This is a genomic window from Nocardia concava NBRC 100430 (genome assembly GCF_000308815.1).
In the GTDB taxonomy this organism is placed as follows: domain Bacteria; phylum Actinomycetota; class Actinomycetes; order Mycobacteriales; family Mycobacteriaceae; genus Nocardia; species Nocardia concava.
This window is the reverse complement of sequence record NZ_BAFX01000203.1, coordinates 1-15,950: the sequence shown is the minus strand read 5'-3', so window position 1 is coordinate 15,950 and position 15,950 is coordinate 1. Positions and strand designations below refer to the sequence as shown.

Genomic DNA, 15,950 nt, shown 5'->3' with positions numbered 1-15,950 from the left:
CGAGAATGCGGATGGGGATCTCCACCCCGGTGGTGCTGGACATTCCGGGGCGCTCGGCCGCCTGGGAGCGGGAGGCCGGAATCGCCGAGATCGCGCGGATCGCCGAGGCGGCGGACCGGCTGGGGTTCGATCATCTGACCTGTAGCGAACATGTTGCGGTGGCCGAGCATTCGGGGTCGGCCATGCTGGGCGGGTCGCGGGGGACGCGGTACTGGGATCCGCTGGCGACGCTCTCGTACGTGGCGGCGCGCACGACGCGAATCCGGTTGTGCACCAGTGTGATCGTGCTCGGCTATCACCATCCGCTGGCCATTGCCAAGCGGTACGGGACCTTGGACGCGATCAGCGGGGGACGCGTGGTGCTGGGCGTGGGGGTCGGCACCGCCCGGGAGGAATTCGAGCTGCTGGGCGCGTCTTTCGCCGATCGCGGCCGCCGCGCCGACGATGCCATGGCGGCCCTGCGCGCGGCGCTCGGCCGGCGCGAACCGAAGTATTCGGGCACGTACTACAGCTTCGACGGCCTGGTGGTTGAACCACATGCCGTGCAGCCACGCATGCCGCTGTGGGTCGGCGGGGTCAGCGATGCGGCCTTGCGGCGGGCCACCGCGCTCGGCGACGGCTGGATTCCGGCCGGACTGGACGCGGCGACGCTGCGGCAGCGCCTCGATGGAGTCGACTGCGGGACAACGGGATTCGAGGTGGTCGTGGGTACTGCGGGACGCATCGATCCGATGGCCGAACCCGGTCACGCCGAACAGGCGCTGGGCGAGCTCGCCGAAGCGGGTGCCACCATCGTGCAGCCGCGCGTACGCCACGAATCGCTCCCGCAGTACCTCGATCAGCTGGCGGCGCTCGCGGAGCTGAGCTGCTTCGATCCGGCGTGACGTCAGTTGGGTCGGTGCAGCCGGATCAATTGCAAGGCCATGGCTTTGGCCCGCCGCGCCGCCTGCCGATCGCCCTCCGCGGCGGCCACGATCGCACCCTTCATGAGGATGTGCCAGCAGCGCGCGAAATTGTCGACGTCCGATAGTCCCGCGCGTTCGGCGCGGGCGGCCACGATATCGCGAATGGTCTGCAGGTGTTCGATTCCCGCGCGCCCCAACGGATGATCCGCGCCCATTTCCAGCAGCACATTGATGAACAGGCAGGCATCGAAATCGGCGGTGGCGATCCATTCGTCGAAGACATCGAAGATGGCCAGCAGCTGTTCCTCGGGTGTACTGCCGCGCAGCCGCGATTGCTCCTCGATCAGTCCGAAGGTCCACAGCTGCTCGCGGCGCTGCAGCACCACCGTGACCAGCTCTTCCAGTGTCGGAAAGTGTTCGTACAGCGTGGCTTTGGAGACGCCCGCCCGCGCGGCGATCATGTCGGAGGTCACCGCGCGCACCCCGGTGCGGGTATAGAGTTCGTACGCGGCGTTCACGAGTTGATCGCGTATTCCGACAACCGTGTTCTTACTGGTCGTCATCTCTGAATTCTAGTCAGATCCAGGTCGGCGCGGGCGGGACCGGAGTTGCCCGTCCGGCGGTCAGCGCGGTTTCCTCGGCCGGAATCCGGCCGCTGAGCCAGCCGAGCAGATCGGCCTGCGGGCCGGCGATTTCGACGGCGGCGGCGTGCCGGTCCCCGGTGAGGTCGCGGTGGAAATCGGAATCGGTGGCCCGCAGGACAAGACTCGGAGTGCCGGACTCGGACCGGATCATCGCGTCGGCGATATCGTCGAGAATCCAGCGGGCCGCGGGCTCGGGGATATCGGCGAAGCAATACCCGGCATTCAAATCCGCGTGATGGATCTCCAATTCGCGCAGCCGCATCGGCACCAGCGTCTCCGGCGTCCGGAGTTCCCCGGTGCGCGGCCGCACCTCGCGCTGCCACGCGTCGGGGGTCAGCAGTCGCACCGCCTCCGCGAACCGCTCGGCACTGGCCGCCACATCGGCCAGCTGCTCGGCCACCGGCCGCCGCGCACCCGCCTCGATCTCCGCCGCCCGCGCCTCCATGCTCGCGTACTGCGGTGTCTCCACCCCGGTCCGCGCCCAGGTCAGCAATCGCACCAGGCTGTCGCCCGCCCGGCAGACATGGGCGAGGACGTGCCCCCGCGTCCACGGCGGAACCAGTGAGTCGCCGCCGAGCTGCTCATCGGTCATCGCCTCGACGGTCGCGAGAAACCGCTGCGTGGACGCCTCGATAGGTTCCAGCCAGCCCACACCCAAGCCCGTCACGCGCCGAGTCCCTTCCAATGGATGATCTTGATTCGGCCTCAGCCTAGGGCTCTCGGGCGGCGAATGACGCTGGCGCGCAAAGATATACGACTCCCGGAAGTCCGACCCGGGTCATCCGACCGCACGAAACCGCCGGGGTGACACCCGCCACGATCCTTGACTGAAAATTCAGTCAGGATTATGTTTCCTCCTGTCCGACCACCGAGGAGACGAGCGAGATGCAACGACGCGGATTCATGCGATCCGGCCTACTGACGATGAGCGGGCTGCTGCTCGCGGGCTGCGAGGGACCCGTCTCCTCGTGGTTCAGCGGCGATACCAGCACCAAGTCCGACGACGGCCGCTCCTGGGTGATGCCCGACGAGGGCGCGCCGCACAAGCGCACCTGGATGGCCTTCGGCGCTAGCGAGGCGATCTGGGGCAAGCAGCTGCTGCCGCAGGTGCGCCAGAACCTGGCCACCATCGCCGCCACCATCGCCCGCTTCGAGCCGGTGTCCATGCTGGTGCGCCAGGACGAACTGGACATGGCGCGCAACCTGCTCGGCGGGGCCAACGTCGAGCTCATCGTCACCGAGATCGACGATCTGTGGATCCGCGACACCGGGCCGGTATTCGTGAAGGGCAACGGCACCAAGGCCGGTGTCGACTTCAACTTCAACGGCTGGGGCGGCAAGCAGCAGCACCGCCGCGACAGCAAGGTCGCCACCTTCGTCGACGGCCGCGCCGGTGTCGAGACCGTGCACACCGATCTGGTGCTCGAGGGCGGCGGCATCGAGGTCGACGGTGAGGGCACCGCGATCATCACCGAATCCTGTGTGCTGAACAACAATCGGAACCGGGGCTGGAAGAAGTCCGATGTGGAGGCCGAGCTCGAGCATCTGCTCGGTATCAAGAAGGTGATCTGGCTGCCCGGGATCGCCGGGCACGACATCACCGACGGTCACACCGACTTCTACGCCCGCTTCGCCCGCCCGGGCGTGGTGGTCGCGGCACTCGACGACAACGAGGAATCCTTCGACTACGACGTCACCCGCCGCCACCTCGAGCTGCTGCACAATGCCGTCGACGCGCAGGGCCGCCCGCTCGAGATCGAAACCCTCGAAGCGCCTTCGGAATTGCGCTACAAGGGCGCGGGCGACGACTTCGCGGCCGGGTACATCAACTTCTACGTCTGCAATGGCGGCGTGATCGCCCCGGAGTTCGGCGACGCCTACACCGATGCCGCGGCGAAGAACACGCTGCAGCGCCTGTTCCCGGAACGCCAGGTGGTGCAGATCAATATCGACGCCATCGCGGCCGGCGGCGGTGGCATCCACTGCACCACACAGCAGGAACCCGTCGACTGAGGCGACCGCGCAGTCGCTCTAGAGTGAGGAATCGTGTCAGACCGTCAGACCCAGATCCTGGAAGCCGCCGTCCGAGTCATCGCGCAGGACGGGGTGCGCGGATTGCGAGTCGAGAAGCTGGCCGCCGCCGCGGGGGTGTCCACCGCACTCATCTACTACCACTTCAAGGATCGCGCCGGCATCCTGCGCGCCGCGCTCGAGCACATCAACCACCGCGCCGAGGCCTACACCGAGCGCGCCTTCGCCGATCTCGACGAGCCGCGCGCGCAGGTCGAGCACATGCTGCTGCTGGAATTGCAGGACGCCGACGAGGTGCGCGAGAACAGCGTCGCGTGGGGGGAGCTGCGTGCCAGCGCGGTCTTCGATCCGGCGCTGCGCGAAGCGCTCGCGGCCAGCACCGGGTCCTGGAACTCCGATGTCGAGACCCTCATCCTGCGCGGTCAGGAAACCGGTTCCATCGCACTGGGACTCGACGCCGCGGCGGTGGCGGAACGGCTCACCGCGCTGGTCGAGGGGCTGAGCGAACGCTGGCACAGCGGCTCGCTCAGCCTCGACCGGGCCCGCGCGCTGCTCAGCGGCGCGATCGCCGCCGAGCTGGGTGCGCGCTAGCGCTCAAACCTTCTTGACCACACTCGATTTCAGCTGCATCGCGCCGATTCCGTCGACCTTGCAGTCGATATCGTGATCGCCCACACCCTGGACCAGGCGGATATTGCGCACCTTGGTGCCCGCCTTGATGCCGGTCGGGCTGCCCTTCACCTTCAGGGACTTGATGACGGTGACGGTGTCGCCGTCGGCGAGCACATTGCCGACGGCATCGCGGATCACGCCGTCGTCGGCGGCACCGGATTCGGCCTCGAGAGTCCACTCGTGCGCGCACTCCGGGCAGGTCAGCAATCCGCCGACCTCATAGGTGTATTCGCTGGAGCAGGCAGGACAGGGCGGCAGTGTGTCGGTCACGATCTGCTCCTTACTGGTTGAGTCGGTCACTGATTCAAGAAGTCGATGATGGTCCGGTTGACCTCGTCGGGCTGTTCGAGATAGCCGTAGTGCCCGCACTTCTCGATCTCGACGAAACGTGCCCCCGGAATCGCGTCGGCCACCTCGCGGCCGAAAACCGGTGGCAGCATGCGATCGTCGGCGAATCCGACGACCAGGCTCGGGACGGTGATGCGGGCATAGTCGGCGAGCCGATTCTTGGAGCGGTCCATGCGCATCTGGGCCAGCACGCCCGGCGCGGGCGCGGCGCTCGCGGAGTACTCGAAGATGTCGAGCCACTGCTGCGCCGAGTCGTCGGCCTCGAGGGTGTGCGGGGACAGGTTGAGCATCGCCTTGATCGCGGCCGCGTACTCCGGCGGCAGCTTCACACTCTGTTCGGCCAGCGCCCGCTCACCCTTGCTCAGCGTGCTCGCCAGCGGATGCGGCCGCCCGGTGGTGGCCAGCATGACCGCCTTGCGCACCAGCTCCGGCCGGGCCAGCGCGAGCTCCTGGGTGACCCGCGCACCCAGCGACGTGCCGACCACATACGCGGGCGCGCCGAGCAATTCGATGAGCGCCGCGGTATCGGCGACCAGATCCTCGATCCGCATCCCGTGCGCGCTCTCCTCCGACGGCGCGATCCCGCGATTGTCGAAGGTGGCGACCCGGAAACCCGCCTTCACCAGTGCCGGAACCTGATAGGTCTTCCACACCCGGCCCGGGCTGCCGGTGCCCATGACCAGCACGACCAGAGGTCCGGCGCCGGTGACGTCGTAGTTGAGGCGGATGCCGTTCAGCGTGGCTATGGGCACGTTCGATCTCTCTGTAGCGCGGTCCGAGGAACGCCCGAACGTACCATGTGTGCGAAATTGCCTTATTTCTTTGTTTCGCAAACAGTAGAACCGGGCGCTCGCATCTGGTAACTGTTCTTGCCGTGGGTGACGTACTCGTAGGCGTTGTTCCTCCCACCGTCCCGAACGGGCGGTGACAGCCATGGGCTGGCTGCGCACGATGCTGCGGATCGGCCGAGTGGCCGAGCCCGCTCCCGAACCGCCGGCGGTCGCGAACGGCCCTGCGGCACTGCGGGGTTCACTGCAGCTGCGGCATGTGGACGTGGGCTCGTGCAATGGCTGTGAGATCGAGATCTCCGGCGCGTTCGGGCCGGTGTACGACGCCGAACGCTACGGCGCGCGGCTGGTCGCCTCGCCGCGGCACGCCGACGGGCTGCTGGTCACCGGTGTGGTGACCCGGAACATGGCCGAGGCGCTGCGCCGCACCCACGACGCCACCCCGGCGCCGAACGTCGTGGTCGCCTGCGGGGACTGCGCGCTCAACCAGGGCCTGCTCGCCGGGGCGTACGGCGTGGTCGGGGCCGTGCGCGACCTGGTCGAGGTGGATGTGGAGATCCCGGGCTGCCCGCCCCCGCCCGAGGCGATCGTCGCCGCGCTGCGCTCGGTGACCGGCCGATGACCGCGACCGTGGCCGGGCCTGCGCGGGCGGCGGAGACGCCGTTGCGGGACAACACCATCGGCGCGGTGCTGGCGGGTGCGGCGACCACGCTCGCGGGCCTGGTCGGGGTGACGGCCGGACTGATCGGCGTCTTCGGCACACCGCGCACCCTGTCCCTGGGCTGGCTGCTGCCGCTGTCGGGGGTGTACCTGCACCTGGACCGCCTCGGCGGCTTCTTCCTCGCCCTGACCGGCGCGGTGGCGATTCCCGTCGGCGCGTACGTGATCGGCTACGCGCGCCGCGAGCACCTGGGATCGCTGCCGCTGACCGTGCTGCCGATCTTCGTCGCCGCCATGCTGCTGGTGCCCGCGGCCGGATCGGTGACCACCTTCCTGCTGGCCTGGGAATCCATGGCGATCGCCTCGCTGGTGCTGGTCTTCGCCGAGCACCATCGCCGCTCGGCCCGCACCGCCGGGGTGTTCTACGCGGTCATGACGCAACTGGGTTTCGCCGCAATCCTGGCCGGGCTGCTGATCGCCTCGGCCGCCGCGCACGGTGCGGACCGGTTCGCGGGTCTGTCCACGGTGCCCGAGGGGACCCGGGCCGCCGTATTCGTGCTCACCGTGGCCGGATTCGGCTCCAAGGCCGGTCTGGTGCCGCTGCACGCCTGGCTGCCGCGCGCCCATCCGGAAGCGCCCAGCCCGGTGTCGGCACTGATGAGCGCTGCCATGGTGAATCTCGGCATCTACGGAATCGTGCGGTTCGACCTGCAACTGCTCGGGCCGGGTCCGCGCTGGTGGGGGCTGACCCTGCTGATCGTCGGCGGGATCACCGCCGTCTACGGCGTGCTGCAGGCGTCGGTGGCGGCGGATCTCAAACGGCTGCTGGCGTTCTCGACCACCGAGAACATGGGACTGGTCACCCTCGCGCTGGGCGCGGCGACCCTGCTCGGCGCGGCGGGATCCACGGCCGCGGCCACCGTCGCCATGGCGGCCGCATTACTGCATCTGATGGCGCACGCGGCCTTCAAGAGCCTCGGATTCCTCTGCGCCGGTTCGGTATTGGCGGCGACGGGCCTGCGCGATCTGGATCGGCTCGGTGGTCTGGCGCGCCGCATGCCCGCGACCACGACCCTGTTCGGCATCGCGGCCCTGGGTGCGTCGGGGCTGCCGCTGGGCGCGGGCTTCGTCAGCGAATGGCTGCTGGTGCAGTCGCTCATTCACACCGGCGCGCAACGCGATCCGGTGGTCACGTTGGCCGCGCCGCTGGCGGTGGGCGCGGTCGCGCTGACCGCCGGGCTCGGCGTCGCGGCCATGGTGAAGGCGTTCGGCGTCGGGTTCCTGGCCCGGCCGCGCTCGGAGGAGGCCGCGAACGCGCGCGAAGCATTGCCGTCGATGATCGCCGGAATGGCATTGTGCGCGAGCGTCTGTGCGGTGCTGGCGGTGGTTCCCGTGGTGGTCGGGCCGGTGCTCGAGCGGACCCTCGCCGAGCTGCCGGTCACCGCCGGGCGGGACTTCACCGGGCTCGGCTGGACCGTTCGGCTGCCGGGGATGCCGGGATCCATCTCACCCGGATTCATCGCCGTCGCGGTGACCATCGCCGTGGCCGCCGTCGCCGCGCTGACCACCCTGCGGGCCCGGCGCAATCCGGCCGCCGCGACCCTGCCCCTGTGGGCCTGCGGCGCGGACCAGCCCACGCCCCGAATGCAATACACCGCGACCTCGTTCGCCGAGCCGCTGCAACGCGTCTTCGACGATGTGCTGCGTCCCGACACCGATATCGAGATCACCCCGCTGGCCGAATCCCGGTACCTGGTCGAGAAGGTCGCCTACCGTGCCCGCATCGCCGACACCGTCGAACAGCGGTTGTACCGGCCGGTGGTGCGGGCGGTGCGGCTCGCGGCGATCGCGGTGGCGCGCGCCCACAACGGCAGCGTCCATCTGTATCTGGCCTACGGCGCGGTGGGCGTGCTGATCGTGCTGGTGGTGTCGCGATGACCGTGCTGTCCTATGTCGCGGGCGCGGCCCAGATCGGCGGCGTCATGGCCGGGGCCCCGCTGGTGGCGGGCGTCATGCGGCAGGTGCGGGCGCGAGCCGAGGGCCGGGCTGGCGCGGGCGTCGGGCAGCCGTGGCGGGATCTGCGCAAGCAGTTCGGCAAGCAGTCCATCATCCCGACCGGTACCACCGCCGTCTTCGCTTGCGCCCCATTGGTTCTCGCGGGCACCACGCTGGTGATCGCCGCCGTCGCGCCGCTGGTCGCCACCGGATCCCCGCTCGACGGGGCGGCGGATCTGTTCGCCGTGGTGGGCCTGCTGTTCCTCGGCACGGTCGCGCTGACCCTGGCCGGACTCGACACCGGCACGGCCTTCGGCGGCATGGGGGCCAGTCGGGAGACCGTCATCGCCGCCCTGGTCGAACCGACCATCCTGCTGTCGGTGTTCGCCCTGTCGATTCCTGGCGGCTCCTCGAATCTCGGTGCGCTGGTGCGCAATACCATCGACCATCCCGGACGGGTGGCCACGCTGAGCGCGGTGCTCGCCGCGGCCGCGCTGGTCATCGTGATCATCGCCGAGACCGGCCGCCTGCCGGTGGACAATCCGTCCACGCACCTGGAGCTGACCATGGTGCACGAGGCCATGATCCTCGAATACGCCGGTCCCCGACTGGCTCTGATCGAGTGGGCCTCGGCGATGCGGCTGACCGTGCTGCTGGCGCTGCTGGCGAATCTGTTCCTGCCGTGGGGTATCGCGGGCAGCGCGCCAGGTGCGGCGGCGGTCGTGGTCGGTCTGCTGGCCATTGCCATCAAGGTGGTCGTCCTGGCGGCGGCGCTGGCCTTCGCCGAGGTGTTCATCGCCAAACTGCGGCTGTTCCGGGTCCCCGAACTGCTGGCCGGCTCGTTCCTGCTGGCCCTGCTCGCGGTGACCGCCGCCAACTTCTTCACCGCGCGAGGAGGAGCGTGACCGCCAACGGCTATGCGAGCCTGCTGGATTTCGCCGCCGGCGCCATGGTGTTGGCCGCGGTGTTCGTGGTGTGGCGGCGCGATCTGCGCGCCATCACCTGGTTGCTGGGCGCGCAGGGTGTCGCGCTCGCGATGATCCCCGTCGTGCAGGGCATTCAGCACGGTGATCCGCCGCTGCTGGTGGTCGGCGTCGTCGTGCTCGGCCTGCGGGCCGGGGTGCTGCCCTGGCTGCTGGCCCGGGCGGTCGGCGCGGAACGCGGCGAGTACCGCGAGGCCACACCGCTGGTGAACACCTCGGCGTCGCTGCTGATCGCGGCGGGGCTGACCGTGGTGGCCTTCGCGGTGACCCGGCCGCTGGTCAACCTGGAACCGGGCCCCGAGACCGCGGCCGTGCCCGCCGCCTTCGCCGTCATCCTGATCGCCCTGTTCGTCATGGCCACCCGCCGCCACGCCGTCTCCCAGGCGGCCGGATTCCTCATGCTGGACAACGGGATCGCGGCCACCGCCTTCCTGCTCACCGCCGGCGTCCCGCTCATCGTCGAACTCGGCGTCTCGCTGGACGTGTTCTTCGCGGTCATGGTGATCGGGATCCTCACCGGCCGGTTGCGCCGCACCTTCGGCGAGGCCGACCTCGACCAGTTGCGGGAGCTGCACGAGTGATGACCTCGATCGTCGTGTCCGCCATGCTCGCGCCCATCGCCGCCGCCATCGCCGGGGCGCTGGGCGGATGGCGGCGCGCCACAGCGCTTCTCACCGTCGCCGCCGCGCTCGCGGTGCTGGGCTGCGCGATCGCCCTGGGCGTCCGGCTGCACGGCCGCGAACTGGTGCTGGTCGACGGCCTGCTGCGCGTGGACGCGCTGTCGGTGACCATGCTGACCGTCATCGGCGTCGTCGGCACCCTCGCCACCTGGGCCGGAATCGGTTACATCGACGCCGAACTCGCCCACGGCCACACCGACGCCCGCGGGGCCCGCGCCTACGCCGGTCTGGTGCCCGCCTTCCTGGCGGCCATGGTGGTCGCGGTGTGCGCCAACAACATCGGCATCATCTGGACCGCCGTCGAGGCCACCACCGTCGCCACCGCGTTCCTGGTCGGGCACCGCCGCACCAAGGCCGCGCTCGAGGCGACCTGGAAGTACGTGGTGATCTGCTCGGTCGGCATCGTGGTCGCCTTCCTGGGCACCGTGCTGCTGTACTTCGCCGCGAAGCACGCGGGCGCGCCCACCGAGCACGCCCTCGATCTGGACGTATTGCTCACGCGCGCACCGGGACTCGATCCCGGCGTCACCCGCCTGGCCGCGGGGCTGCTGCTGATCGGGTACTGCGCCAAGGTCGGGCTCGCGCCCTTCCACACCTGGCTCGCCGACGCCCACAGCCAGGCTCCCGCGCCGGTGTCGGCGCTCATGAGCGGGGTGCTGCTGGCGGTGGCGTTCTCGGTGGTGCTGCGGGTCAAGGCCGTCGCCGATCCGGCGATCGGCACCGCGTATCTGCGTACCGGACTGCTGATCCTGGGCCTGCTGACGCTGGCCATCGCGGCGCTGCTGCTCACCGTCACCCGAGACGTCAAACGCATGCTCGCCTATTCGTCGATGGAGAACATGGGCCTGGTCGCGATCGCCGCGGCGGCGGGCACCCGGCTGGCCATCGCGGCGCTGCTGTTGCACGTGCTCGCGCACGGTGTCGGCAAGACCGTGCTGTTCCTGTCCACCGGGCCGTTGCAGGCCGCCCACGATTCCACCGCCATCGCCTCCATCACCGCGGTGGCGGCCCGATCGCGGGTGCTGGGAACGGCTTTCGCGCTCGGCATGGTGGCGCTGCTGGGCCTGCCGCCCTTCGCCCTGTTCGCTAGTGAACTGGCCATCGCCCGCTCGCTCGCCGACGCCCGGCTGGCCTGGGCGCTCGGCGTGGCGCTGCTGCTGATCGCCATCGCCTTCGCCGCCCTGGTCCGCAACAGCAGTCGAATCCTGTTGGGGCCCATTCCCACCGGAGCGCCCGCCATTGCGGTTCCCGCCACCGTGACCACCGCCCTCGCGATCGGGGTCGCCGCCGCCCTGGTGCTCGGCGTGACCGCCGGACCGCTCGCCGAGCTGTTCACCACCGCCGCCGAGCAGGTGAGCGCCCGATGAACCGCACCCGCCGCCTGGTCGCCGTCGACGACCTCACCGACGTCGCCGAGGAACTGCTGGGGGAGGGCTACCGCCTCGCCCTGGTCGCCGCGCACGACGACGGCCGTCCGCCGCTGCGCGTGGTCTACCTGTTCCTGGCCGGACGGCCCGACCGCCGCGTCGAACTGGAATGCCTGCTGCCCGTGCACGATCCGGTGCTCCCGTCGCTGGCCTACATATCCTTCCCGGCCGGACGGTTCGAACGCGAGATGCGCGACCTCTACGGAATCGGGCTGCGCGGGCATCCCCGCCCGCGGCGGCTGGTCCGGCACGCGCACTGGCCCGAGGACTGGCATCCCATGCGCGCCGACGCGCCGGAGACCCCGCCCGCGTTCGACGGCTCCGGTGAGCTGCGCTTCCTCACCGTCGGCGGCGAGGGCGTCTACGAGATCCCGGTGGGCCCGGTGCACGCCGGACTCATCGAACCCGGCCACTTCCGCTTCTCGGTGGTGGGGGAGACGGTGGTGCGGCTCAAGGCGCGGCTGTGGTACGTACACCGCGGCCTCGAACGGCTCTTCCACGGCCGATCCGCCACCGGCGCAACGGAACTGGCCGAACGGGTGAGCGGCGACAGCTCCGCCGCGCACGCGCTGGCCCACTGCCTGGCGGTCGAGGAAGCCTGCGGCATCAGAGTTCCCGAACCCGCGCGGCGGCTGCGCGCGCTGGTGATCGAGCTCGAGCGGCTCTACAACCACGCCGCCGACCTGGGCGCGCTGGCCAATGACGTGGGCTTCGGGCTGGCCAATGCGCACGCCCTGCGCCTGCGCGAGCAACTGCTGCGGCTCAACGCGACCGTCACCGGAAATCGCCTGCTGCGCGGTGCGATCCGGCCCGGCGGCGTGGTGCTGCGCGAACTCCCCGATCCGGGGCTGCTCGCGTCGATCGCGGCCGAGCTGGCCGGGCTCACCGCTTCGACGCTCGGCAACAGGGTGATCTACGACCGATTCGACGGCACCGGCGTCCTGGCGGCCGACGACGCCCGGGCCCTGGGTTGCCTGGGATATCCGGCCCGGGCGAGCGGCCTGACCACCGACGCTCGCCTCGACCACCCGATGGTCGAGCTGCCGATCGAGGAGATCCGCGCCGACACCGGTGACGTGCTCGCCCGCTACACCGTGCGCCGCGACGAGTTCGCGGCCTCGGTCGCGCTGATCATCGAGATCCTCGTGAACCACCGGGGCCGAACGGAATTCGCCGATCCCGTGGTCACCGGTGCCCGGCTGGGCAGCGGTGTGGGCATTGTCGAGGGCTGGCGCGGCACCCTCGTGCACCGGGTGGAGGTCGACGACGCCGATCGGCTCACCCGGGCCAAGATCGTCGATCCGTCGTGGTTCAACTGGCCCGCGCTGCCGGTGGCCATGAGTGAGACGATCGTTCCGGACTTCCCGCTGGTCAACAAGAGTTTCAATCTCTCTTACGCGGGCAATGACCTCTGACCCGATCGGGTGCGCACCTCCGACCCGGCCGGGCAATTTTTGTCCTGTTTGCTAAACTCTGCAATCACCAAGGTGGTTCGTTCGCGGGATGATCCATCGTCCCCGGAAGGAGTGGCTCGCACATGCCAGGAATGCAACGGCCGCTCTATCAGATGAAGGCGGACTTCTTCAAAACCCTCGGTCACCCCGTGCGCATCCGGGTCCTCGAACTGCTCAGTCAGCGTGAATACGCGGTCTCGGAGATGCTCGTGGAGATCGGCGTCGAGGCCGCCAACCTGTCGCAGCAGCTGTCCATCCTGCGCCGCGCCGGCCTGGTCACCGCCCGCCGCGAAGGGCTCTCGGTCACCTACGAACTCACCTCCCCGCAGGTCGCCGAGCTGCTCGCCGCGGCCCGCGCCATCCTCACCGGCGTCGTCAGCGGCCAGGCCGAGGCCCTCGAGAACGCCCTCGGTAACACGGCGTAGCGAAAGTCTCACCCCCGTTCCATGGGGGTCCGTTGACTTTACTGATTGCATGTTTTCTAAAATGAAAACCTAGTTGTTTCGTGAAGAGAGGGTTCGCCGTGCCCCACAGTCCCACCGCCGCCGTCGTCACCGAGTCCGCCCCGACCGCTCACCCGGGTATTGCGTCCTGGGTCGCGGAGGTCGCCGAGCTGACCGCACCCGAGCGCATCGTCTACTGCGACGGGTCCCGCGACGAATGGGACCGGCTCACCGCCGACCTGGTGGCCAAGGGCACCTTCGTGCCGCTGGAGAGGAAGCCGAACTCGTTCTGGTGCGTCTCCGATCCCGATGACGTTGCGCGGGTGGAGGATCGGACGTTCATCTGCTCGGAGAACGAGAGCGATGCTGGGCCGACCAACAACTGGGTGGATCCGGTCGATATGCGCACGGTCATGACCGAGCACTACCGGGGCGCGATGGCCGGGCGGACGATGTACGTGATCGCCTACTGCATGGGACCGTTGGACGCCGCCGAACCCAAATACGGTGTGCAGATCACCGATTCGGAGTACGTCGCCGTGTCGATGCAGATCATGACCCGCTCGGGTACGCCGGTCTGGGAGAAGCTGGCCGAGGGAACGGAGTTCGTGAAGTGTCTGCATTCGGTGGGGATGCCGTTGAGCGATGGACACGACGATGTGGCGTGGCCGTGCGACAAGACGAAGTACATCGCGCATTTCCCGGAGTCGCGCACGATCTGGAGTTACGGGTCCGGTTACGGCGGCAACGCGCTGCTGGGCAAGAAGTGCTTCGCGTTGCGGATCGCCTCGGTGCTGGGTCGCGACGAGGGCTGGCTGGCCGAGCACATGCTGATCCTGAAACTGACCTCGCCGCAGGATAAGACGCACTACATCGCCGCGGCGTTCCCGTCCTCGTGCGGCAAGACCAACCTCGCCATGCTCGAGCCCACCCTGCCCGGCTGGAAGGCCGAGACCGTGGGCGATGACATCGCGTGGATGCGCTTCGGCGCCGACGGGCGACTGTATGCGGTGAATCCGGAGGCCGGGTTCTTCGGTGTCGCACCGGGAACCGGCGCCAAGACCAACCCGAACGCGATCGCCACCATCGAGGCGGGTAACTCGATCTTCACCAACACCGCCCGCACCGACGACGGTGATGTCTGGTGGGAGGGCCTCACCGAGGAAGCTCCCGCCCACCTCGTCGACTGGCACGGCCGGGACTGGACGCCGGAGTCGGGAACCCCTGCCGCGCATCCGAATTCGCGGTATTGCACGCCGATCGAGCAGTGCCCGTCGGTGGCGCCGGAGTGGAACGACCCGCGCGGGGTGCCGATCTCGGCGATCTTCTTCGGTGGCCGCCGCGCCACCACCATTCCTCTGGTCGCCGAGTCCTTCGATTGGGCGCACGGGGTGTTCACCGCGTCGGTGCTGTCTTCGGAGACCACTGCGGCCGCGGCGGGCAAGGTCGGGGTGGTGCGTCGCGATCCGATGGCGATGCTGCCGTTCCTGGGCTATCACGTGGGTGACTACTTCGCGCACTGGTTGTCGCTGGCCGAGCGCGAGGGCGCGCAGTTGCCGAAGATCTTCCAGGTCAACTGGTTCCGGCGCAGCGCCGACGGCAAGTTCCTGTGGCCGGGCTTCGGCGACAACGTCCGCGTGCTGAAGTGGGCCCTCGAGCGTCTCGAGGGCACCGCGGAAGCGATCGAGACGCCGATCGGTTTCGTTCCGACCGCGGAGTCCCTCGACCTCGATGGTCTCGGCGAGGGCTACCGCGGCCTGATCGACGCCGCGCTCGCCGTCGATGTCGACGAATGGGTGCGCGAGCTCGAGTCGATTGACGAGTGGTACGCCACCATCGGCGGCAACCGCCTGCCCGACGCGCTGCGCGCCGAGCTCGCCGCCCTGAAACTGCGTCTGGCGCAGGCGCTCTGACCGTGGCCTCGCTTCTACCGTCCCGGTCGGACTGGCGTCCGGCCGTGCGAGCCCCGGGTGTGGATCTGCTGGCCGGACTGATCGTCGCGCTGGTCGCGCTGCCGCTCGCGCTGGGCTTCGGCATCAGCTCGGGCCTGGGCGCGGCCGCCGGGCTCGCCACCGCCGTGGTGGCGGGCGCGATCGCGGCGGTCTTCGGCGGCTCCCGATTCCAGGTCACCGGGCCGACCGGGGCGATGACGGTGGTACTGGTGCCGATCTTCCATCAGCACGGAGCGAGTGGGGTGCTGGCCGTGGGGCTGCTGGCCGGGCTCGTGCTGGTGGTGCTCGCGATCGCCGGGGTCGGGCGCGCGGTGCGCTATATGCCCGCCCCGGTGATCGAGGGTTTCACCGCGGGCATCGCGGTGGTCATCGCGTTGCAGCAGTTCCCGTCGGCGCTGGGGATCGCGCACGCGCACGGGGAGAAGGTGTGGCAGTCGGCGTGGGATGCGGTGCGACAGTTCGCTTCCGGGCCGCACTGGATGTCGCTCGCGATCGCGCTGCTGGTCGCGGCCGTGCTGCTGATCGGCGGCCGGTACCTGCCGAAGCTGCCGTTCGCGCTGCTCGCGGTGGTGCTGGCGACGGTGGCGGCCAAGCTGTTCCATCTCGACGTGGCGCTGATCGGGACGATTCCGTCCGGATTGCAGGCTCCCACACTGGGATTCGTGCACCTCGACCAGCTGGGGTCGCTGCTCGCGCCCGCGCTGGCGGTGGCCGCGCTGGCGGCGCTGGAATCACTGCTGTCGGCCACGGCCGCCGATTCCATGGCCGTGGGCACCCGGCACAATCCGGACCGGGAACTGTTCGGCCAGGGGCTGGCCAATATCGCCGCGCCCCTGTTCGGCGGCGTGCCCGCCACCGGGGCCATCGCGCGCACCGCGGTGAATGTGCGCTCCGGGGCGCGCACCCGGCTGGCCGCGCTGACCCACGCGCTGGTGCTGGCCGCCATCATCTACCTCGCCTCCGGCCTG

The 15,950-nt window shown here is 69.6% G+C and carries 16 protein-coding genes; 12 read left to right on the top strand and 4 right to left on the bottom strand.

Annotation, left to right across the window (positions count from 1 at the left end):
* Positions 1 to 5 precede the first annotated feature (5 nt).
* On the top strand, positions 6 to 884 hold the full coding sequence (locus ON43_RS40130) for a TIGR03619 family F420-dependent LLM class oxidoreductase (RefSeq protein WP_040816143.1): 879 nt from the start codon (positions 6 to 8) through the stop codon (positions 882 to 884).
* 2 nt (positions 885 to 886) lie between these two features.
* Here ON43_RS40130 and ON43_RS40125 read toward each other — a convergent pair whose 3' ends face one another.
* Positions 887 to 1,468 carry a TetR/AcrR family transcriptional regulator gene (locus ON43_RS40125; RefSeq protein WP_040816140.1) on the bottom strand — a complete coding sequence of 194 codons (582 nt, stop codon included), beginning with the start codon at positions 1,466 to 1,468 and terminating at the stop codon, positions 887 to 889.
* A 13-nt stretch (positions 1,469 to 1,481) separates the two neighbouring features.
* Positions 1,482 to 2,216 carry a maleylpyruvate isomerase family mycothiol-dependent enzyme gene (locus ON43_RS40120; protein ID WP_051180107.1) on the bottom strand — a complete coding sequence of 245 codons (735 nt, stop codon included), beginning with the start codon at positions 2,214 to 2,216 and terminating at the stop codon, positions 1,482 to 1,484.
* Between the two features lie 218 nt (positions 2,217 to 2,434).
* Here ON43_RS40120 and ON43_RS40115 point away from each other — a divergent pair, with 218 nt between their 5' ends.
* Complete coding sequence (locus ON43_RS40115; protein ID WP_040816138.1) at positions 2,435 to 3,562, top strand: agmatine deiminase family protein; 1,128 nt, start codon at positions 2,435 to 2,437, stop codon at positions 3,560 to 3,562.
* A 33-nt stretch (positions 3,563 to 3,595) separates the two neighbouring features.
* Positions 3,596 to 4,171 (top strand): TetR/AcrR family transcriptional regulator, encoded by a 576-nt coding sequence (locus tag ON43_RS40110; protein ID WP_040816137.1) that lies wholly within the window; start codon positions 3,596 to 3,598, stop codon positions 4,169 to 4,171.
* 3 nt (positions 4,172 to 4,174) lie between these two features.
* On the opposite strand, the gene ON43_RS40105 is transcribed toward ON43_RS40110, so the two are convergent.
* Entirely contained in the window at positions 4,175 to 4,522 is a 348-nt protein-coding gene (locus ON43_RS40105) for a zinc ribbon domain-containing protein YjdM (RefSeq protein WP_040816219.1), read from the bottom strand.
* Between the two features lie 26 nt (positions 4,523 to 4,548).
* Entirely contained in the window at positions 4,549 to 5,352 is an 804-nt protein-coding gene (locus ON43_RS40100; protein WP_040816135.1) for an alpha/beta fold hydrolase, read from the bottom strand.
* Positions 5,353 to 5,533: 181 nt separating this feature from the next.
* Here ON43_RS40100 and ON43_RS40095 point away from each other — a divergent pair, with 181 nt between their 5' ends.
* The 9 genes from ON43_RS40095 to ON43_RS40055 all read left to right on the top strand — a co-directional run.
* A complete protein-coding gene (locus ON43_RS40095; protein ID WP_040816133.1) occupies positions 5,534 to 6,010 on the top strand; it encodes an NADH-quinone oxidoreductase subunit B family protein in 477 nt (158 codons plus the stop codon).
* Positions 6,007 to 7,986 (top strand): proton-conducting transporter transmembrane domain-containing protein, encoded by a 1,980-nt coding sequence (locus ON43_RS40090; protein WP_040816131.1) that lies wholly within the window; start codon positions 6,007 to 6,009, stop codon positions 7,984 to 7,986. Before ON43_RS40095 ends, ON43_RS40090 begins: the two co-directional genes overlap by 4 nt.
* A 5-nt stretch (positions 7,987 to 7,991) precedes the next feature.
* Positions 7,992 to 8,948: a respiratory chain complex I subunit 1 family protein gene (locus tag ON43_RS40085; protein WP_040816217.1), complete on the top strand. Its 957-nt coding sequence runs from the start codon at positions 7,992 to 7,994 to the stop codon at positions 8,946 to 8,948.
* 44 nt (positions 8,949 to 8,992) lie between these two features.
* A complete protein-coding gene (locus ON43_RS40080; protein ID WP_373283536.1) occupies positions 8,993 to 9,607 on the top strand; it encodes a hypothetical protein in 615 nt (204 codons plus the stop codon).
* Positions 9,607 to 11,073, top strand: a complete 1,467-nt coding sequence (locus tag ON43_RS40075) for a proton-conducting transporter transmembrane domain-containing protein (RefSeq protein ID WP_040816129.1) — start codon at positions 9,607 to 9,609, stop codon at positions 11,071 to 11,073. Before ON43_RS40080 ends, ON43_RS40075 begins: the two co-directional genes overlap by 1 nt.
* Positions 11,070 to 12,548 carry a hydrogenase large subunit gene (locus tag ON43_RS40070; RefSeq protein WP_040816127.1) on the top strand — a complete coding sequence of 493 codons (1,479 nt, stop codon included), beginning with the start codon at positions 11,070 to 11,072 and terminating at the stop codon, positions 12,546 to 12,548. The genes ON43_RS40075 and ON43_RS40070 overlap by 4 nt, the downstream gene beginning before the upstream one ends.
* A gap of 122 nt (positions 12,549 to 12,670) precedes the next feature.
* Positions 12,671 to 13,012: an ArsR/SmtB family transcription factor gene (locus ON43_RS40065; protein WP_040816126.1), complete on the top strand. Its 342-nt coding sequence runs from the start codon at positions 12,671 to 12,673 to the stop codon at positions 13,010 to 13,012.
* A gap of 98 nt (positions 13,013 to 13,110) precedes the next feature.
* Positions 13,111 to 14,943, top strand: coding sequence for a phosphoenolpyruvate carboxykinase (GTP) (locus ON43_RS40060; RefSeq protein ID WP_040816124.1), 1,833 nt, complete (start codon positions 13,111 to 13,113; stop codon positions 14,941 to 14,943).
* A gap of 2 nt (positions 14,944 to 14,945) precedes the next feature.
* Positions 14,946 to 15,950, top strand: a 1,005-nt coding sequence (locus tag ON43_RS40055) for a SulP family inorganic anion transporter (RefSeq protein ID WP_040816216.1), incomplete at its 3' end; no start/stop codon positions are given.